General features: G+C 62.8%; 10 protein-coding genes. 7 read left to right on the forward strand and 3 right to left on the reverse strand.

The annotated features are described in order from the left end of the window. Window positions 1-42: 42 nt before the first annotated feature. Entirely contained in the window at window positions 43-3084 is a 3042-nt protein-coding gene (locus tag BM269_RS07970; protein WP_229204541.1) for a CHASE domain-containing protein, read from the reverse strand. Between the two features lie 159 nt (window positions 3085-3243). Between BM269_RS07970 and BM269_RS07975 the strand changes: the two genes are divergently transcribed. Then, on the forward strand, window positions 3244-4893 hold the full coding sequence (locus BM269_RS07975; RefSeq protein ID WP_229204542.1) for a CehA/McbA family metallohydrolase: 1650 nt from the start codon (window positions 3244-3246) through the stop codon (window positions 4891-4893). On the opposite strand, the gene BM269_RS07980 is transcribed toward BM269_RS07975, so the two are convergent. Further along, the gene (locus BM269_RS07980) at window positions 4880-5578 is read right to left on the reverse strand and encodes a hypothetical protein (RefSeq protein ID WP_139232685.1); all 699 of its coding nucleotides are present in this window, start codon (window positions 5576-5578) and stop codon (window positions 4880-4882) included. The genes BM269_RS07975 and BM269_RS07980 overlap by 14 nt on opposite strands. 74 nt (window positions 5579-5652) lie before the next feature. Between BM269_RS07980 and BM269_RS07985 the strand changes: the two genes are divergently transcribed. The 5 genes from BM269_RS07985 to BM269_RS08005 all read left to right on the forward strand — a co-directional run bounded on the left by BM269_RS07985 (window position 5653) and on the right by BM269_RS08005 (window position 15136). Next, window positions 5653-6531 carry a KPN_02809 family neutral zinc metallopeptidase gene (locus tag BM269_RS07985; RefSeq protein ID WP_090436482.1) on the forward strand — a complete coding sequence of 293 codons (879 nt, stop codon included), beginning with the start codon at window positions 5653-5655 and terminating at the stop codon, window positions 6529-6531. A gap of 17 nt (window positions 6532-6548) precedes the next feature. Continuing rightward, window positions 6549-8621: a prolyl oligopeptidase family serine peptidase gene (locus tag BM269_RS07990; protein WP_090436483.1), complete on the forward strand. Its 2073-nt coding sequence runs from the start codon at window positions 6549-6551 to the stop codon at window positions 8619-8621. Window positions 8622-8876: 255 nt separating this feature from the next. Further along, window positions 8877-13772, forward strand: a complete 4896-nt coding sequence (locus tag BM269_RS07995) for a HAMP domain-containing protein (RefSeq protein WP_090436484.1) — start codon at window positions 8877-8879, stop codon at window positions 13770-13772. Then, window positions 13772-14620, forward strand: a complete 849-nt coding sequence (locus BM269_RS08000) for a CheR family methyltransferase (RefSeq protein WP_090436485.1) — start codon at window positions 13772-13774, stop codon at window positions 14618-14620. Before BM269_RS07995 ends, BM269_RS08000 begins: the two co-directional genes overlap by 1 nt. Window positions 14621-14635: 15 nt before the next feature. Next, window positions 14636-15136, forward strand: a complete 501-nt coding sequence (locus tag BM269_RS08005; protein ID WP_139232686.1) for a hypothetical protein — start codon at window positions 14636-14638, stop codon at window positions 15134-15136. 9 nt (window positions 15137-15145) lie between these two features. On the opposite strand, the gene BM269_RS08010 is transcribed toward BM269_RS08005, so the two are convergent. Continuing rightward, window positions 15146-17374, reverse strand: a complete 2229-nt coding sequence (locus BM269_RS08010; protein ID WP_090436487.1) for an alpha-galactosidase — start codon at window positions 17372-17374, stop codon at window positions 15146-15148. 212 nt (window positions 17375-17586) lie between these two features. Between BM269_RS08010 and BM269_RS08015 the strand changes: the two genes are divergently transcribed. Next, on the forward strand, window positions 17587-19923 hold the full coding sequence (locus tag BM269_RS08015; RefSeq protein WP_170860316.1) for a TonB-dependent receptor: 2337 nt from the start codon (window positions 17587-17589) through the stop codon (window positions 19921-19923). The last annotated feature ends 30 nt before the right edge of the window (window positions 19924-19953 follow it).

Here is a 19953-nt window from a genome sequence, read left to right on the forward strand (position 1 = left end):
GCAGCGAAATAGCGTGGAGTGCCATTATCGCCGCAAAGCCCGCTATCCGGGAATATTGACGTTCATTTCCTGCCCGATATGTTCGCGCAAGCGGTCCAGCAATGGCTGCATCTGGCTGACGATGGAGCGGGCCCGATCGATGCCGTCGGCCGGGGTCATTTTTTCCAGCGCCAGGCACAGGTCGGCAAAGCTCATGGCGCCCACGGCACGCGCCGAAGACTTGATGCGGTGCCCCAGTTCCGACAGGCGCACGATGTCGCCCGCCTCCAGGGCCGCCTGCACCTCGCGCAAGCCGTCCTGCGCCGAATCGAGGAACATATTGGCGTACTTGCGCATCTTTTCGGGCTTGTTGCCGAAGGTCTGGGCCAGGGCGCGCATATCGAACAGTTCCGGCTCGCCGCCGGCGGAGGCATCGGCGGCGCTATCGGCTTGCGGCCCGGCCGCTGGCGCCGGCGCGGGCATGGCCGCCGGCATCGGCATCGGCGCCGGCGCCGGCTGGCCCGGCGTGGTGGTGCTGCGCACCTGGGCCATGCGGCCTGCGGCGGCGCGCTGGCTCATCCACTTGGACAGCACCGAGAACAGCAGGTTGGGCGCGATCGGCTTGGTCACGAATTCGTCCATGCCGGCAGCCAGGCAGCGCGCCTGGTCTTCACGGCCGGCGTTGGCCGTCATGGCGATGATCAGGGTGCCGGACAGTTTCGGGTGGGCGCGGATGATGCGCGTCGCTTCGTAACCGTCCATCACCGGCATCTGCACGTCCATCAGCACGCAATCGAAGTGCTCCTTCAGCAGCAGGTCGATGGCTTCCTTGCCGTTATTGGCCACCACCACGGTGGCGCCGGCATCTTCCAGCAGTTCCTGGCCCACTTGCTGGCTGAAGATATTGTCTTCCACCAGCAGGATCGAGGCGCCGTGGATCGGCGCCAGCATATCCGGCTGCAGTGCGTTGGTGTCGGTCGCCTGCAGCAGGTGGGTGCCCTTCTGCAGCTTGGCCGTGAACCAGAATGTCGAACCCTTGCCCGGTTCGCTCTCCACGCCCACCGTGCCGCCCATCAGCTCGGCCAATTGTTTGCTGATGACCAGGCCCAGTCCGGTGCCGCCGTACTTGCGGGTGGTCGACGTGTCGCCCTGGTGGAAGGATTGGAACAGGCTGGAAACCTGGGCCGGCGTCATGCCGATGCCGTTGTCCTGCACTTCGAAACGCACCACGGTGTAATTGTCGCGGTCTTCCACCGGCCGCGCGCGGATGTAGATCTTGTTATTTTCGGAGAACTTGATCGCATTGCTGGTGAAGTTCAACAACACCTGCTCCAGGCGCAGCGGGTCGCCGCGCAACTGGTGCGACAGGCCCGGCCAGATTTCAAAGACCAGTTCCAGTCCCTTGCGGTTGGCGGCATCGCCCAACTGGCCGGAGATATTGGTCAACAGCGACTCCAGCGCAAAGTCCAGCACTTCCAGGTCCAGCTTGCCCGCCTCGATCTTGGAGAAATCGAGGATGTCGTTGATGATGCCCAGCAGGTGCTGGCCGGAGTGGTAGATCTTTTGCAGGTAGTCCTTCTGCTTCGGATTGCTGGCCCCCTTCAACGCCAGGTGCGCCATGCCGATCACGGAATTCATCGGCGTGCGGATTTCGTGGCTCATATTGGACAGGAAATCGCTCTTGGCCTGGTTGGCCGCGCGCGCCTGCTCTTTCAGCATGTGCAACTCGGTGACATCGGTCGACAGCGCGATCACCACCGTGACGTCTTTTTCCAGCCGCACCGGCGCCTTCACGGTCCACAGGTGGTGCACCACGCCGTGACGGTCGGTGTAGCTGGCTTCGCCCGAGCGCTTCTGGCGGTCGGCAAGCACCACGCTATCCTCGATCCAGGCCTGGTCGGCCTCGCGCTTATGCATCACTTCCACGTCCAGGCGACCGAGGATGTCTTCCACCGGCAGGCCGATCACCTCCGCCATCTTGGCGTTGACGTAGACGTAGCGCCGGTCCTGGTCCTTCATGTAGACGTGCGCCTCGACGTTATCGAGCACGCTGTCCAGCAGGCGGCGCTGCTCCATCGCGTTGCGGCGCTGCGAATACATGGTGAACAGGTAGCCGTAGATCAGCAGCGTGCCGACAAAGCCGATCACCAGTGCGATATAGGGAATCCAGCGGTCGAAGCCGACGATCATCGCATCCTTGCGGGCGTAGAACTGGGCCTTCCACAGGCTGCCGTTGAAATCGATCGGCAGCACGGAAATGAAATAGTCGCTGCGGTCGCCCGTCAGCGCGGCCGGCTTGTCGATCGAGCCGTTATCGTTGAACAGCAGGCGGTCTTCCGGCTCGATGGTGAGGTTGCGCTTTTCCGGATCGGTGGAGGCGTCCGAATACAGGATCATGTGCACCTGGCGATCGGCCATCTCGTCGATCGCGCCCTGTATCAGCTTGGCCACCGAAAAGCCGATGCCCACCGAACCGATGAAGTTGGCGCGCCGGCTGTTCACATCGTCCACCGGCATGCCGCGCCTGTAGACCGGCAGGCGCATGCCCAGCCCGATGTGCGGCACCGGCTGCTTGAGCAGGACCGGCTGGCCGGAAGCGCTGATCTCGCCCGTGTCGCGCGACAGTTGCATGGCGCGGTCGATGGCGGGATTGGCGGTGATATCCACGCCAAACTTCTCCATCATCAGGCCCATGGGCTCAAGATAGGTCAGCGGCGAATACTGTTCGCGCTTGCCGGGGGGCTTGATGTCGAACTTCGGGTAGCCGCCCGGCGCCAGGCTGATATCGCTGCGCACCGCAGCCACAAAGGCATCGCGCCCCGCCTGCGGCACGTTCGGCGCAAAGTTGATGGCTTCGATCGCCGGGTAATGCTTGTTGATGTTCAGGGTGGTCACGTACTGCCGGAATTGCAGGCGGGTCACGTGGTCGGACGTCTGGAACAGCGCCACCAGGCCGCGCACCACGTCCGAATAGGCTTTCACCCGCGCCGAGATGCTGTACTGGGTGGCACGGTTCAAATTATCAAAGCGCGCTTGCGCCTCGTCCTCCACCGTGTTGGAGGTGGTGGCGAACAAGGTGGCGCCGACCGCTGCCGCCAGCGACATGCCAAGAATCCATAGTAGAGCCCGCCCGCTGGCCAGGCCCCGCAGCTTACGCCTCATCCATTGAGAAAAGTCTTGCATCTGAGCAGCATACTATTAAAGCAGGCCTGAACGGAACCAATTCGTGACCTCCTGGTCCAAAGCGCGACAGGAGGACTCATCATGAAAAATGGATTCCACATCTTACCGGCATCCCGGGCTGGCCGGAATTTCCTAGCCTTCGCGCATTGCGCGGCACTCTGCCTTGCCGTGCCGGCCGGCGCCGCGCCCACCGGCCCGCAGCGCCCGCCACCCGCGCCGGTGTTGGAACACCGCGAATTCGATGCCATGCTGGAGGCCGCTTTTCAGCCGCCGGCAAGGGGGCACAGCAGGGCTTTCATCGTGCACTTTACGCTTCCCGGTGCCAGCGCGACGCGCCGTGTGAACTGGCGTTTGGGCCTGCACCAGCCGGGCGGGCGGCTGGTTCATCAGTGGCGCGGACGCCACGTCTTGCATGGCGGCAGCGGCCAGGCCGTGGTCAAATGGCGCCCGCCGGCCTCCCTGCCCGCCGGGATTTACGAGCTGCGCCTGCAAGCCGGCGATATCCGCCAGCACCGCCCCATCGCGATCGGCCAAGCGCAGCCGCTGCTGCCCGCCAGCGCGACGGTGGCCGCCGACGGCATGGCCGGGCCGGCACGCTTCGACGGCCTGGGCTTCGACATCGTCTATGGCAACCTGCACAGCCAGACCAACCATAGCGACGGCGGCGGCGATCCCGCGCGCTGCCGCGGTTCCCAGGCGCCCGGCGCAGGCGCATTCGGCCCCGAAGACGCCTACCGGTTCGCACAGCAGCACGGCCTGCAGTTCCTGCTCACCTCGGAACACAACCACATGTACGACGGCAGCGAAGGCAGCGACCCCCATGCCGACCCGCTGGCCGCCCGCCAACTGTACCGCCTGGGCATCGCCAGCGCCGAGCAATACACCGCCCAGCACCCCGGCTTCGTGGCCATGTACGGCATGGAATGGGGCGTGATCAGCGGCGGCGGCCACCTCAACATCCTCAACAGCCCCGCCCTGCTGGGCTGGGAACGCAGCGCCGATGGCGAGCCCTTTGCCGACGTGGTCACGCCGAAGAACGATTACGCCGCCTTATACGCTGTGATGAAAGCGCAAGGCTGGCTGGGGCAGTTCAACCATCCTGGCGCCAGGCAATTCCCGATCGGCGGCGAAGCGCTGGCCTTCAGCGAAGACGGCGGCGCCGTCATGGCCTTGTGCGAAGTCATGAACAGCAACGCCTTCTCGCAACGCCTGGATGAAAGCGAACCACGCCACAGCTTCTACGAAGAGGCCTGCGGCAAGCTGCTGGAAGCCGGCTACCGCCTGGCATTCAGCAGCGACCAGGACAACCACTGCGCCAACTGGGGCGCCTCGTACAGCAACCGCACCGGCATCCTGCTGCCCAGCGGCACCACGCCAACCGCCGAGGCCCTGCTCGACGCCATCCGCGCCCGCCGCGTTTTCGCCACGATGGACAAGCGGGCCGCCATCGCGCTCACCGCCAACGGCAACATGATGGGCGCCCGCATGGACAATAGCGGCCCGCTCACGCTGCAAGTGCATTACGTGAGCACCGCGGGACGCGGCATCGCGGCGCTGGAGGTGATGGAAGGCGTGCCCGGCCGGCGCGGCGACGTGCAGCCCTTGCCCGGCGTGAGCGCCATGCAGCACAGCTTCACGCCCCGGCCAGGTGCGCATTTTTACTACGCGCGCCTGACCCAGGACGACGGCAAGCAGTTATGGTCAGCCCCGATCTGGGTCAATCAACGCTGATGCGCACCGGGTTGACTTCGCGCGCCAGCATCTGCCGCACCGTTTCCGCCTCCTTGCGGACGGCGGCGGGCACTTGCTGGCGGCGTTCGCATTCCGCCAGCAGCTGTTGCGCCGCCTGCGAATCCAGTTGCGCCCCGTCGCGCGACAGGCGCAGCAGGCCAAAGCGCAGCGCCACCTTGCACAGGCCCGCGCTGTCCGGCGCGGCCAGCAACCCGGCCGGCACCAGCGCGCGTGCCGCCTCCATGTCTGCCGGCGCGCACGAACCCCCGAGGCGGAAATTCAGCGCTTCCAGCGCCGGCGCTGCCGGCAACAAGGCTTGCGCCTCGTCGACGGTGAACGGTCCCGCCGTGCCGCATGAAGACAGCACCCGGCTGAGCGCGCGCGGTTCGCCCAGTTTCGCCGCCGCGCGCGTCCAGCGCACCGCTTCCGCAGGCTGGCGTTGGTCGAAATATTCAACCAATGCCGCCATCGCAGCGCGGTCGCCGCGACCGGCAGCCGCTTGCGACTGTGCCAGGCAATAGGGGCTGAACCGGGAAGGCGCTTGCTGCGCGCACGGCACGCTGCCGCGCTCTAGTTCTCGCTCTCGTTCTGTTAACCGTTGGAAGTACCAGGCGCCGCCCGCCGCAGTTGCCAACAACATCACGGCGGCCAGTGCGCAGGCCATAGTTTTGCGTTCAATCTTCATGGTCTGCATTCTACGTGCGCCTGCGCCGCGCACCAATGCGTTACACTTAGCGAAAACAAACAAGGAGTTAAAAAATGCGTTGGGAAGGTAACCGGGAAAGCGAAAATGTCGAAGATCACCGCGGCGACGGCGGTGGCGGCGGCGGATTCGGGTTCGGCGGCCGATCGATCGGCATCGGCACTATCGTCGTTGCGCTGGTTGGCGGCTGGGTATTGGGCGTCAATCCGATGACGATCCTCGGCCTGCTGAGCGGCGGCGGACCGGTCCAGGTAAGCCAGCAGCAGCAACAGCGTCCGCGCACCGAAGGCAATGACCGCGAGTACAAATTGATGAAGGTCGTGCTGGCCGACACCGAAGATGTATGGAAGGACCTGTTCCGCCGCAACGGCGGCACTTACCAGATGCCGAAGATGAAGGTGTTCAGCGGCGCAATCCAGACCGCCTGCGGTACCGGACGTTCCGCCACCGGCCCGTTCTACTGCCCCGGCGACCAGGACATCTACATCGACCTCGATTTCTTCCGCTTGCTCGAGCAACGCTTCCGCGCCCCGGGCGAATTCGCGCAAGCCTATGTGGTCGCGCACGAAGTGGGCCACCATGTGCAAAACCTGATGGGCCTGAGCGACAAGGTGCACAATGCCCAGCGCAATGCCTCCGAACGCCAGGCCAATGCGCTGTCGGTGCGCCTTGAACTGCAGGCCGACTGCTTCGCCGGCGTCTGGGCCTACCACGCCAACCGCGCCCGCAGCATCATTGAAAAAGGCGACGTGGAAGCGGCGTTGAATGCAGCCACCGCCATTGGCGACGATGCACTGCAGAAGCAGTCCGGCGGCGAAGTGATGCCGGACTCCTTCACCCACGGCAGCTCGGCCCAGCGCGTGCGCTGGTTCAACCGCGGCATCGAGTCGGGCGAAATCGCCCAATGCAACACCTTTGAGGCCCGCCAACTGTGAAGCCATCGTATCGGAAGATGGCCTCCGGCGTAGTGCTTGGCCTGGCGGCAGCGGGCGGCGCGCAAGCGCACCAGCCTGCCTCCGACCCCTATCTTTGGCTGGAAGACGTGGGCGGCGACAAGCCCCTGGCCTGGGTCAAGGAACAGAATGCCGTCGCCCTCAAGGAATTGCAGGCGCAAGCGGATTATCCCGGCATTCACGAACGCCTGAAGACCATCCTCAATTCCAAAGAACGCATCCCCTACGTCACCAAGCACGGCGACTATTACTACAACTTCTGGCGCGACGCTGTGCATACGCGCGGCATCTGGCGCCGCACCACGCTGCAGCAGTACCAGACGTCGGAGCCGCAGTGGGAAACGGTGCTCGACATCGACAAGCTGGCCGCCGATGAGAACGAAAACTGGGTCTGGCACGGCGTATCCTGCCTGTACCCGAAAGGCGAGCAGTGCCTGGTGCAGCTCTCGCGTGGCGGCGGCGATGCGCACGTGGTGCGCGAATTCGACGTCGCCAAACGCAAGTTCGTCGCCGGCGGCTTCAACCTGGCGGAAGCGAAAAGCGATATCGGCTGGATCGACGCCGACACCATCTTCGTCTCGACCGATTTCGGCGAAGGCAGCATGACCACGTCCGGCTACCCGCGCATCGTCAAGGAATGGAAGCGCGGCACGCCGCTGGCAGCAGCAGCGACGCTGTATGAAGCCAAGCCGGAAGACCTTGGGGTAGGCGCCTACAAGGACTTCACGCCCGGCCACAGCTACCAGTTCATCAACCGCCAGATCGGCTTCTACGCCAGCGAACTGTTTGTGCGCGAAGGCGACAGGCTGGTCAAGATCGACAAGCCGGACGACGCCAACGCCTACACGGTGCGCGACCAGTTGATCATCGACCTGCGCTCCGACTGGAGCATCAACGGCGCCACCTACAAGCAAGGTTCGCTGCTGGCGGCCGACTTCAAGCGCTTCATGGCCGGTGAACGCCGGCTCGAAGTACTGTTCACGCCGACCTCAAGCAGCTCGCTTGACGGCGTCTCCGCCACCCGCAGCGCGCTGCTGCTCAACGTGCTGGATAACGTGAAGAACCGCCTGGTCGAACTGCGCCACGTTGAAGGAAAATGGCAGCGCCGCGAGGTCGATGCGCCAGCCTTCGGCACCCTCGCAGTACAGGCCCTCGACCCGATCGAATCGGAGCAGTACTTCCTGACGGTGACGGATTTCCTGACGCCGACCACGATGTACCTGGCCCATGCCGGGAGCGATGACCGCAGCGCGCTGAAGTCCCTGCCCGCCTACTTCGACGCCAAACCCTATACCGTGCAGCAGCATATGGCCGTCTCAAAAGACGGCAGCAAGGTGCCCTACTTCGTCCTGATGAACAAGAAGGCCAGGCTGAACGGCAAGAACCCCACCGTGATGTATGGCTACGGCGGCTTTGAAGTGTCGATGAAGCCCTTCTACAGCGGCACCACCGGCGAAGCATGGCTCAAGCAAGGCGGCACCTATGTGCTGGCCAACATCCGCGGCGGCGGCGAGTTCGGCCCGCGCTGGCACCAGGCCGCGCTGAAAGAGAATCGCCAGCGCGCCTTCGACGACTTCATTGCCGTCGCGCAGGACGTCATCAAGCGCAAGATCACCAGCCCGCGCCACCTCGGCATCATGGGCGGCAGCAATGGCGGCCTGCTGGTCGGCGCCGCACTGACCCAACGCCCGGACCTGTTCAACGCGGTGGTCTGCCAGGTACCGCTGCTGGACATGCAACGCTACAGCAAGCTGCTGGCCGGCGCCTCCTGGATGGGCGAATACGGCGACCCGGACGACCCGGCGCAATGGGCCTACATCAGCCGCTACTCGCCCTACCAGAACGTGTTCAAGGACAAGCACTACCCGCGCGTGCTGTTCACCACCTCCACCCGCGACGACCGCGTCCACCCCGGCCACGCGCGCAAGATGGTGGCCAAGATGCAAGACCAAGGCCACGACGTGCTGTACTGGGAAAACACCGAAGGCGGCCACGCCGGCGCCGCCAACAACGACCAGCAAGCCCAGATGTGGGCCCTGACCTACGCCTTCCTCCTCAAGCAACTGAAATGAAAGTCGGAGTCAGCTCTGGCTTCTTGAGGAGCTAAAAATGTCCGGTTGCCAGAGCTGACCCCGACTTTCTACTTGCTCGCCTCAATCGTGCGCGTTGGAATGTGGCGCGTCGTTATGCTTAGGAAAATGTTTCCCAGCGTGTTGCTTAGTTGACAAAGTGAAGCATTTGCTCACCTTTGTACTTGACTGTCGCACCGCCCGGAGTGACATTAAGCCTTCCCTCGCATTCCATCTTCATACCTGAGGTACCGTCGAATGAACGACATGACCGAACTGCCGGAAGAGTTGGACCTGAAGCTGATCCTGTCCACCCTGATGGCCCTGAAAAAAGGCGATTTCTCTGCGCGCTTGCCGTCCGATTGGACCGGTGTGTCGGGCAAGATCGCCGACACCCTCAACGACATCATCGAAACCAATGAGCGCATGGTGAAGTCGGTGACGGAGGTTAGCCGCGTGGTGGGCCGCGAAGGCCGCTTGACGCAGCGGGCGACTGTTCATGTTTCCGGCGGCTGGGCGACCATCATCAGTGCGGTCAATACCCTGATCGACGACCTGGTGCGCCCGACGACCGAAATGGCGCGCGTGATCGGTGCCGTGGCGAAGGGCGACCTGTCGCAAACCATGGCGCTGGAAGTCGACGGGCACCCGCTGAAAGGCCAGTACCTGCGTGCGGCAATGACTGCGAACACCATGGTGGAACAGCTTACCTCCTTCTCTTCCGAAGTAACCCGGGTGGCGCGCGAGGTGGGTACCGAGGGCAAGCTGGGCGGCCAGGCGCAGGTGAAAGGCGTGGCGGGTACCTGGAAGGACTTGACCGACTCCGTGAACTCGATGGCGGGGAACCTGACCTCCCAGGTGCGTAATATCGCGGAGGTGACTACCGCGGTGGCGAACGGCGACCTGTCCAAGAAAATCACGGTGGACGTGCGCGGCGAGATCCTGCAGTTGAAAGACACCATCAATGTGATGGTGGACCAGCTTCGCTCCTTCGCTTCGGAAGTGACGCGCGTGGCGCGCGAGGTGGGCACCGAAGGCAAGCTGGGCGGCCAGGCATACGTGCCGGGCGTCGGCGGCACCTGGAAGGACTTGACCGATAACGTGAACTTTATGGCCTCCAACCTGACCGGCCAGGTGAGGAATATCGCGGCGGTGACGACCGCGGTGGCGAACGGCGACTTGTCGAAGAAGATTACGGTGGACGTGAAGGGCGAGATCCTGGAACTGAAAAATACCATCAACGTGATGGTGGACCAGCTGTCTTCCTTCGCATCGGAGGTGACCCGGGTGGCGCGCGAGGTGGGTACCGAGGGTAAGCTGGGCGGCCAGGCGCAGGTGAAAGGCGTGGCGGGTACCTGGAAGGACTTGACCGACTCCGTGAACTCGATGGCGGGTAACCTGACCTCCCAGGTTCGAAATATCGCGGAGGTGACTACCGCCGTGGCGAACGGCGACTTGTCCAAGAAGATTACCGTGGACGTGAAGGGCGAGATCCTTGAGCTGAAAAACACCATCAACGTGATGGTGGACCAGTTGAACTCCTTCGCCTCGGAAGTGACCCGGGTGGCGCGCGAGGTGGGTACCGAGGGCAAGCTGGGCGGCCAGGCCAACGTGTCCGGCGTCGGCGGCACCTGGAAGGATTTGACCGACAATGTGAACTTCATGGCGTCCAACCTGACGGGCCAGGTGCGTAACATCGCCGAGGTGACCACCGCTGTGGCGAACGGCGACTTGTCGAAGAAAATTACCGTGGACGTGAAGGGCGAGATCCTTGAACTGAAAAACACCATCAACGTGATGGTGGACCAGTTGTCCTCTTTCGCCTCGGAAGTGACGCGCGTGGCGCGTGAGGTCGGTACCGAGGGCAAACTGGGTGGCCAGGCCTATGTGCCGGGCGTCGGCGGCACCTGGAAGGACTTGACCGATAACGTGAACTTCATGGCATCCAACCTGACCGGCCAGGTGCGCAATATCGCGGCGGTGACCACCGCCGTGGCGCGCGGCGACTTGTCGAAGAAGATTACCGTGGACGTGAAAGGCGAGATTCTCGAGCTGAAAGACACCATCAACGTGATGGTGGACCAGTTGTCGTCCTTCGCTTCGGAAGTGACCCGCGTGGCGCGCGAGGTGGGCACCGAGGGCAAGCTGGGCGGCCAGGCTAACGTATCCGGCGTGGCAGGCACCTGGAAGGACTTGACCGAGAACGTCAACCAGTTGGCGGCAAACCTGACCAACCAGGTGCGTGCGATTGCGGAGGTGGCGACCGCCGTGACGCGCGGTGACTTATCCCGCTCCATCCAGGTGGAGGCGCGCGGCGAGGTGTCCTACCTGAAGGACAACATCAACGAGATGATCCGCAACCTGAAGGAAACCACGCAGAAGAATGCGCAGCAGGACTGGCTGAAGACCAACCTGGCGCGTTTCACCCGCCTGCTGCAAGGCCAGCGCGACTTGCAGGCCGTGACAAAGCTGATCCTGTCCGAACTGGCGCCGCTGGTGTCGGCGCACCACGGCGTGTTCTACATGATGGACTCGCAGTTGGCCGATGCCCGCCTGCGCATGATCGCCAGCTACGGCTACCGCTCTTCGCGCAAGCTGCCGACTTCCTTCCTGCCCGGCGAAGGCCTGGTTGGCCAGTGCGCCCTGGAGAAAATGCGCATCTGGCTGACCGACGTGCCGCGCGATTACATCGTGGTCAGTTCCGGCCTGGGCGCGGCGCCGCCGACCAATATCGTGGTGCTGCCTATCCTGTTCGAACAGCAGGTGAAGGCGGTGATCGAGATCGCTTCGCTGGACCGCTTCACCGAAACCCACCTGTCCTTCCTCGACCAGTTGATGGAATCGATCGGCGTGGTGTTGAATACCATCGAGGCGAACAGCCGTACCGAATCGCTGCTGACCCAGTCGCAGTCGCTGGCGCAGGAACTGCAGCAGACCAACCAGGAGCTGGCGGAGAAAGCGCGGCTGCTGTCCGAGCAGAACATCGAGGTGGAACGGAAGAACCGCGAGGTGGAGCAGGCCAAACTGGCACTGGAAGAAAAAGCGACCCAGTTGGCCCTGTCTTCCAAGTACAAATCCGAGTTCCTGGCGAATATGTCGCACGAACTGCGTACCCCCTTGAATTCGCTGCTGATCCTGGCGCAGCAGCTGGGCGACAACCCGGAGGGCAACCTGTCCGGCAAGCAGGTGGAATTCGCCAAGACCATCCACGGTTCCGGTTCCGACTTGCTTACCCTGATCAACGATATCCTGGACTTGTCGAAGATCGAATCCGGCACCGTTACGCTGGACGTCTCGGAATACCGGTTCGCCAACCTGCGCAGCTATGTGGAGCGCACCTTCCGCCACATGGCGGAGGCCAAGCACCTGGGCTTCACGGTGGAACTGGGCGACAACCTGCCCGCCTCGCTGATGACCGACACCACGCGCTTGCAGCAGGTGCTGAAAAACCTGCTGTCGAACGCGTTCAAATTCACCAACCATGGCCAGGTTTCGCTGGGCATCGCGCTGGTGCAAAGCGGCTGGAGCAACGACCACCCGAACCTTGGCAATGCCGATGCGGTGCTGGCCTTCTCGGTCAGCGACACCGGGGTCGGTATCGCGGGCGACAAGCTGCAACTGATCTTCGAAGCGTTCCAGCAGGCCGACGGTTCCACCGCGCGCAAATATGGCGGCACCGGCCTTGGCCTGTCGATTTCGCGCGAGCTGGCGCGCCTGCTGGGCGGCGAGATCCGGGTGGAATCCACCGTCGGCGCCGGTTCGACCTTCACCCTGTTCCTGCCCTATAACCGTTCCGGCTTTGTGTACTACGAAACGGCCCGCCAGCCGGCCATGCCGCGCCTGCCGGCTCCGGGCGCTCCGCCATCGCTGGTCTTTGCGACGCCTGCCGTGGTGTACACGCCGGCGGCACCGGAACAACTGGTCGAGCAGGACGACCAGGTCTATGGTTCGACCCTCGATGACCGCGGGATCACGACACCGGGCGACCCTTCGGTGCTGATCGTCGAGGATGACGAGCGCTTTGCCAAGGTGGTGCTGGACTTTGCCCGCGAAAAGAACTTCAAGGGGGTGGTCACGCACCAGGGCGACTGGGCTCTGAGCCTGGCCCGCGATTACCTGCCCTCCGCCATCCTGCTCGACCTGGACTTGCCGGACATCGACGGCTTCACCGTGCTGGAGCGCCTGAAACGCGACCCGAGCACGCGCCACATCCCGGTGCACGTGATGTCCAGCCTGCGCGAGCGCGAACGCGCGCTGCGTTCCGGCGCCATCTCGTACCTGAATAAACCGGTCAGCAAGGAAGACCTGAACGAGGAGTTCATTCGCATCCAGCGCTTCCTGATCGGGGGCAAGCGCAACCTGCTGGTGGTGGACGATGAGGAGAACCAGCGCGACGCCATCGTCAAGCTGATTGGCGACTCCGACGTCGATATCACGGCCGTTGGCACTGGCCAGGACGCCTTGGCAGCACTGCATGCCTCGCACTTCGATTGCATGGTGCTGGACCTGACCCTGCCCGACATCAGCGGTTTCGACCTGCTGGACCTGATCGGCAAGGACCAGCGCCTGCGCGACCTGCCGATCGTGATCAACACCGCCAAGGAGTTGAACCGCAAGGAGGTGGCCAAGCTGAAACGCTACGCCAAGACCATCGTCATCAAGGATGCCCGTTCGCCGGAGCGCCTGCTCGATGAGACCGCCCTGTTCCTGCACCGTTCGCAAGCCAACCTGCCCGAGGCCCAGCGCCGCATGCTGGAGGAAGTGCATGCCGCCGATGCCGGCCTGGCGGGCCGCAAGGTGCTGATCGTCGACGATGACCTGCGCAATATCTTTGCCTTGTCCTCGCTGCTGGAACGCCAGCAGATGCTGGTGTCCTTCGCCGAAAACGGGCGTGACGGCATCGAAGTGCTGGAGCGCGACCCGACCATCGAGATCGTCCTGATGGACATCATGATGCCGGAGATGGACGGTTATGACACCATGCGCGCCATCCGCCGCATTCCGAAATTCCGCTCGCTGCCAATCATCACGCTGACGGCGAAAGCGATGAAGGGCGACCGCGACAAGTGTATCGCCGCCGGCGCTTCGGACTACATCACCAAGCCGGTGGACGTGGCGCAATTGCTGTCGCTGATGCGGGTCTGGCTGCACTGATGGGCGCCAACGGGGAACTGCGCCGCAACACGGCGCCGGAACTGGAAGAGCTCGAGCTGGAGCTGCTGCTTGAGGCGCTGGTGCGCCGCTTCGGTTTCGATTTTCGCTTGCACGAGCGGGCGCCGTTGAAGCAGAAGATGCTCGCATTTATGCAGCAGTGTGGCCTGGCTACGCTGTCGCAGGTTCAGGACCAGATCCTGCACGATCCGGCCACGTCCAGCGCCCTGTTGCGTGCCCTGCACGTGCCGCCCGCGGCGCTGTTCGACAATCCTTCAGAAGCGCTCATGCTGCGCGAGGCCGCCGAACACTCCCTGCGCGGCGCTGCCCTGCCCCGCATCTGGCTGGCCGATTGCGCCGGCGCAGGGCAGGCCTGGACGCTCGCCATCATCCTGGCTGAAATGGGCCTGCTGTCCCACGCCGAAATCCACGCCACCGTCGCCAGCGACGAGATGCTTGACGAAGCGGCGGCAGCCTGGCTCCCGGAAGCCGACCTTGACCAGGCGCAGGAGAATTACGTGGCCGTCGGCGGCAAGGGGCGCCTCGCCGACTATCTCAACCTGCACGGTGGCCGCGCCGTCCTGGTGCCTTCGCTGCGCAGCCACATCACCTGGGCCCAGTACAACCTCGTTACCGACGCCTCGTTCAACGAATTCAACCTGATCGCCTGCCAGCGCGCCATGCCAGATTTCGGCCCTTTGCTACGCCAGCGCGTACTGCAGCTATTCCACGAAAGCCTGGTCCCCTTCGGTACCCTCGGCCTGGACCGGGAGCTGGATCCAGGCGAAGCTCTGGCTCGCAGCTACGAGCCCCTTTCGCCAGGCCAGTCATGGTATAAACGCGTACTTTGAACTCAGAGGTTGTTTATGGGTGTGATCCGCTCAGTGCTTGCATTAGTACTCTCCTTCGTGTCGCTTTCATGCGTTGCCCAGTCGCTTTGGCGTAACAGCGCTTACGGGATGTCCGTCGCCGAAGTGCGTAGCATTAATCCCGAGGCTTCCAACCCTGCTAAACCGAGCACACTTCAAAATGGCGCCAGCGAACAGCTTGAGCTTCCTGGCATCCAGCTTGGGAAAAACTCTTTCACGGCGCGCTTCTACTTCAAAGATTCCCGGTTGACCCAAGTGACCCTTGAATTAAGCAACGATCTCTCCGCCAAGGATGCCGCTGATGCTTGGGACGAGCTTTACGCATCCGAAGTTTCAAAATCAGGCAAGGAGACCCATCGACGCGAAAGCAACGGAAAAATCAAGGGCAAGGCCGCAACCTGGATATCGAACGGCACAGAAAAAACCTTCTTCTTCATGGCTAAAGAGGATTATCGTCCCATTCTTAACATCGCCTATCAGGTCCAGACTCCGGACTGAACTTAAAATTCACGCTTCTAAGGCCTCCAACACGAAGGCTGCCGCCTGGAAGTCGCCTTCCAGGGCCACTTTCAGGCCGTTCCCCATCCAGTAAGCGCCGCTGGCCTTGGACGGGGTGCGCGGCGCTGCATTGCCGGCGATTGGACGCAAGGCGTAGACCGTGTCAGGCGCCAGGCCGCGCAACTGGATCACGGGCTGCGCTGCGCGCATCATGCTCGAGTGCAGGAAGGCGAACAGCACTGCTTGCCGACGGTCTTGCGACACCGATAGCGTGGCCGAACGCTGCGCGCCATTCCTGGGCGAGACCAGCCGGTAAAGACTCCCCAATTGCACCGTGGCGCGGATGCGCTTGTACTCCTCGACCATGCGACGGGCCCTGGCGAAATCCTCCTCCACCCAATGATTCAGGTTGGCGCCGATTCCCAGCCCACCCTGCATGGCGGACAGGAAGCGGTACTCCAGCGATGTAACGCGCTTGTTCACGAAATTGGGCGAATCGGTCACCCAGGCCATCATCGCGGCCGGGGCATATGCATGGCTGTATCCATCCTGGATAACGAGGCGGTCGTACGGGTCTGTATTGTCGGACGTCCAGACCTGCTCGGTGAGTTTCATGATACCGAGGTCGACGCGGCCTCCGCCGCTGGCGCACGACTCGATCTCGAGCTTCGGATGGCGGCGGCGCAGCTCCGCCAGCAGCTTGTACAGATTGTCCACATAGTCGACGTAGAGCCGCTGCTGTTGATCTGGCCCCACCTCCGGCCAGCCCGGCTCGGACCACGTGCGGTTATGGTCCCACTTGAGGTATTCGATGTTGTTGCCGGCGACCAGTTCATCGAGCTTTTTCAGCAAGTATTCGTACACATCCTTCCTGGCGAGGTTGAGCACCAGCTGGTTGCGCGCCTCGGAACGCTGCCTGCCGGGGAAGTTGATGACCCAGTCGGGATGCGCGCGATACAGGTCGCTGTCCGGATTCACCATCTCCGGTTCGACCCACAGCCCGAATTGCATGCCCAGTACATTGACCCGCTTGATCAGCGGTCCGAGTCCATTCGGGAATTTCTTCCGGTTGACCACCCAATCGCCAAGGCCGGCCTTGTCGCTGTTCCGCGCGCCAAACCATCCATCGTCGACCACGAAACGCTCGACGCCGATACGGGCGGCCTTTTCAGCCAATGCGATTTGCCCGGCCTCGGTCACATCGAAGAAGGTCGCCTCCCATGAGTTGTAAAGGACTGGCCGCAAGCGTGGTGCCGGTGCGTGCGGCAGGATCCGCTCGCGCTGGTAGCGGTGGAAAATGCGCGAGGCGCCGCCAAAGCCCTCGTTGGAAAATCCCGCGTGGAAGACGGGGGATGCCAGGCTCTCGCCATGTTTGAGGCGGTGATTGAAGTCGAATGGATTGTAGCCTGCAGTTGCATGCACGCCGCCCATCGCATCCATTTCGACGTTGATACGCCACGAGCCGCTCCATCCGAGGGCCCCAAACCATACCGGCCCTGATTCTTCGCCAGTGCCACCGCGGCTTAAAGCAATCCAAGGGTTAGCCTGGTGGGAAGTCACGCCTTTGCGGCTTTCCAGCACGAATGCACCGGGCGTGACGGGCCTCGTCTGGAGCATGAACTCCCCGCCCCATCTCCCGGACAGGAAGGACAACTGGTAATCGTCGCTGTAAGGAAGATTCAGGCAGGCTGCCGCCATCTGGTCGACCTGGATCCAGTTGCCCGTGCGGTTTTCCACCGTAGCGGAACGGGTGAGGATGCCGCTCGCCTCGTCCATCGCATAGGCCAGCGAAACGTGGACTGCGCGCTTCACGTCTTTCAGTTGCAGGACCAGCCGCCCGTCCCGCGACTCATGACTCACATAGCGCAGGTCCAGGTCGCGCACACCATCGGGAAAGCGTACCTTCAAGGCAGGTTCGGTGGTCAGTCCGCCACCAAAGCCGGCAAATTCGTAAGGGGAGATTGCAATCGGTACTTCGTTGGAGGAATTGCCTTCAACCGTAACAGGCGGGAGCAACTTGTCTCCGGCGGCAAGCGCAGCGCCCCAGTACAGCGATTGCAATTGTCCCAGTTCATTGACGCCGAACGTGTAAGTGGCGCCGCCGCCATCCAGCCAGAATACTTTGGCCTCGTGGTCGACCAGCACGCGGGCCGCCGCGCCGCCGCCAACTGCAAGGCCGGCAACGCCGCCCAGCAAGCCGAGAAAGACCTTGCGCCTGGTTTCATTCGTGCCCGTCATCCGACTCCTCCGCTGGTTATGTTGGCTGAGGATATCAAGCAGGCGGACAGCTATACCGAAGCTATATCAGTACGGACTAGTTCTTACTGAATTTGAAATAGCACTAGTCGCGATTGTGTGCAAAATTGCACAACGTGAGTGCAACCCTGTCAGTTTCGCACAGTTGGCAAAACATGCACACTCCTCGCATAACAAAACCTGAGGAGACTTTGATGCCTGTGTCGAAACACAACTTCATGCTGCGCCGCTCGGCAGCAGCCGTGATGATGACGCTTCCTGCCATGTATGCCCACCCGGCCCTGGCGCAAAGCGCCGGCGGCGAGCAGGCGGAAGGCGGGATGGACCGGGTTATCGTCACCGCCCGCAAGCGCGAAGAGCTGATCCAGGACGTGCCGGGCGCGGTCACCGCATTGTCCGGCGCGCAGCTCGAGAAGAAGGCGCTGCCCGACATCACCGCCCTGACCGATATCGTGCCGAACACCACCCTCAAGGCCTCGCGCGGCACCAACACCACCCTCACCGCCTTCATCCGCGGCATTGGCCAGCAAGACCCGGTGGCCGGTTACGAGCAAGGCGTCGGCATCTACCTGGACGACGTCTACCTGGCCCGCCCGCAAGGCGCGCTGACCGACATCTACGACCTGGAACGCATCGAAGTCCTGCGCGGCCCGCAAGGCACCCTGTATGGCCGCAACACCATCGGCGGCGCAGTCAAGTACGTGACCCGTAAGCTGTCCCCTAAGCCGACCTTCGAAATCAAGGGCGCCCTGGGCAACTACAGCCAGCGCGACCTGGTACTGAAAGGCAGCACGCCGGTCAGCGATATCCTGCGGATCGGCGGCACAGTCGGCACCTTCAACCGCGACGGTTTCGGCAAAAACGTGATCAACGGCCGCGAGAACTACAACAAGGACGTCAACGCCGCCCGCATCAGCGCGGAACTGGTGCCGAACAGCGACCTGTTCATCCGTCTTGCCGCCGACTACACCAAGGATAATTCCGAGCCGAAGCAAGGCTATCGCCTGCTGAACGGCCCGCCGCCGGGTAACGAACCGCCGCTGGAAGGGCGCTACGACACGCGCGCCAACCTGTACAAGGTGAACGGTCACGAACAGCAAGTGACCACCAAGGGCGCCTCGCTGACCATCGACTACAACATCAATGCCGAAACGATGTTCAAGTCCGTCACCGCGCATCGCTCGTCCCGCTCCTACGCCCCCATCGACTTCGATTCCCTGAACGCGCCGTTGTGGGAAGCACCCGCTATCTACACCGACAAGCAGGACAGCCAGGAATTCCAGCTCACCTATACCGGATCCAGGTGGCAGGGGGTGGCAGGCCTGTTCTACATGAAGACCAATGCCTTCAACGAATTCGACGTGCTGTACAACGCTGCCGGCGGCCTGTCGCTGCTGACCCGCGACGATATCGATTCGAAGACCTGGGCGATCTACGCGGATGCCAGCTACAGCGTGTCCGACACCTTCAGCGTCAGCGTTGGCGGGCGCTGGACCGACGACGAACGCGAAGCCGCCATCTTCAAGCGCAGCTACCTCGGCCTGGCCGGGTCGCCCAACCTGGGCAATCCCGCTGCCGTGGGCCTGGCGCCGAACACCGATCTCGGCAAGGGCGAGTTGCACCGCAAGGACAAGAAATTCACCCCGAAGCTGGGCTTTGGCTGGAAGCTGTCGCCGGAACACAACATCTACGGCAGCTACCAGAGCGGTTTCAAAGGCGGCATGTTCGATCCGCGCATGGACCTGGCGGCGACCGGCGGCCCGAACACCCCGGCCTCGCTGGAAAAACGCAAGGGCGTGAACCCCGAGGAAGTCGATTCCGTTGAACTGGGCTTGAAATCGTCGCTGAACGGCGGCCGCCTGCAGACCAATGCGGCAGTGTTCTATACCGACTACGAGAACGTGCAGATCCCGGGTTCGATTCCGACTTTCAATGCGCAAGGCCAGGTAAACGGCTTTGCCGGCACGCTGACCAACGCCGGCAAAGCGAAGATCAAGGGCCTTGAACTGGAAGCCATTGCCCGCGTCACGGATGGGTTGTCGCTGAACGGCATGTTGAGCTACATCGATGCCGAGTACAAGGAATGGATGGTGGCCAGCGGCGCAACCCTGATCAATGTGGCGCACAGCGCGGAATTCCAGAACACCCCGAAGAAATCGGCCAACCTGGGCGCAACGTATGAATGGCCGGTCAGCCTGTTCGGCCGCGGCGGCAATATGAGTTTCAACAACAGCCTGTCCTACAAGGACAAGGTGTACCAGGCCGAAATTGTGCGCCCGACCGGGATCGCTTCGATGGATGCGCTGGTGCCGCAGAACCTGATGCTGGCGCAAGGCGGCTTCACGCTGTGGGATGCCGGCCTGGTTTGGAGCAGTTCCGACCGCCGCCTGCAAATCGGCCTGCACGGCCGCAACCTGACGGATAAACGCTACAAGGTGGCCGGCTATGCCTTCGGTGGCTTCTTCAACACCGTCACCACCTACTACGGCGATCCTCGCACCTACAAGCTGACCGCTTCATACAAGTTCTGACGCGCGTTACGATTGGTGAGAATCTTTTTG

The sequence above is a fragment of the Duganella sp. CF458 genome (assembly GCF_900113115.1).
GTDB lineage: Bacteria > Pseudomonadota > Gammaproteobacteria > Burkholderiales > Burkholderiaceae_D > Rugamonas.

Bases quoted from the DNA above. Each gene is read 5' to 3' on its own strand.
- BM269_RS07995 (WP_090436484.1), top strand. From the start codon at position 8,877: ATGAACGACATGACCGAACTGCCGGAAGAGTTGGACCTGAAGCTGATC.
- BM269_RS08010 (WP_090436487.1), bottom strand. From the start codon at position 17,374: ATGACGGGCACGAATGAAACCAGGCGCAAGGTCTTTCTCGGCTTGCTG.
- BM269_RS07980 (WP_139232685.1), bottom strand. From the start codon at position 5,578: ATGAAGATTGAACGCAAAACTATGGCCTGCGCACTGGCCGCCGTGATG.
- BM269_RS07985 (WP_090436482.1), top strand. From the start codon at position 5,653: ATGCGTTGGGAAGGTAACCGGGAAAGCGAAAATGTCGAAGATCACCGC.
- BM269_RS08005 (WP_139232686.1), top strand. From the start codon at position 14,636: ATGGGTGTGATCCGCTCAGTGCTTGCATTAGTACTCTCCTTCGTGTCG.
- BM269_RS08000 (WP_090436485.1), top strand. From the start codon at position 13,772: ATGGGCGCCAACGGGGAACTGCGCCGCAACACGGCGCCGGAACTGGAA.
- BM269_RS07990 (WP_090436483.1), top strand. From the start codon at position 6,549: ATGGCCTCCGGCGTAGTGCTTGGCCTGGCGGCAGCGGGCGGCGCGCAA.
- BM269_RS08015 (WP_170860316.1), top strand. From the start codon at position 17,587: ATGCCTGTGTCGAAACACAACTTCATGCTGCGCCGCTCGGCAGCAGCC.
- BM269_RS07970 (WP_229204541.1), bottom strand. From the start codon at position 3,084: ATGTCGCTGGCGGCAGCGGTCGGCGCCACCTTGTTCGCCACCACCTCC.
- BM269_RS07975 (WP_229204542.1), top strand. From the start codon at position 3,244: ATGAAAAATGGATTCCACATCTTACCGGCATCCCGGGCTGGCCGGAAT.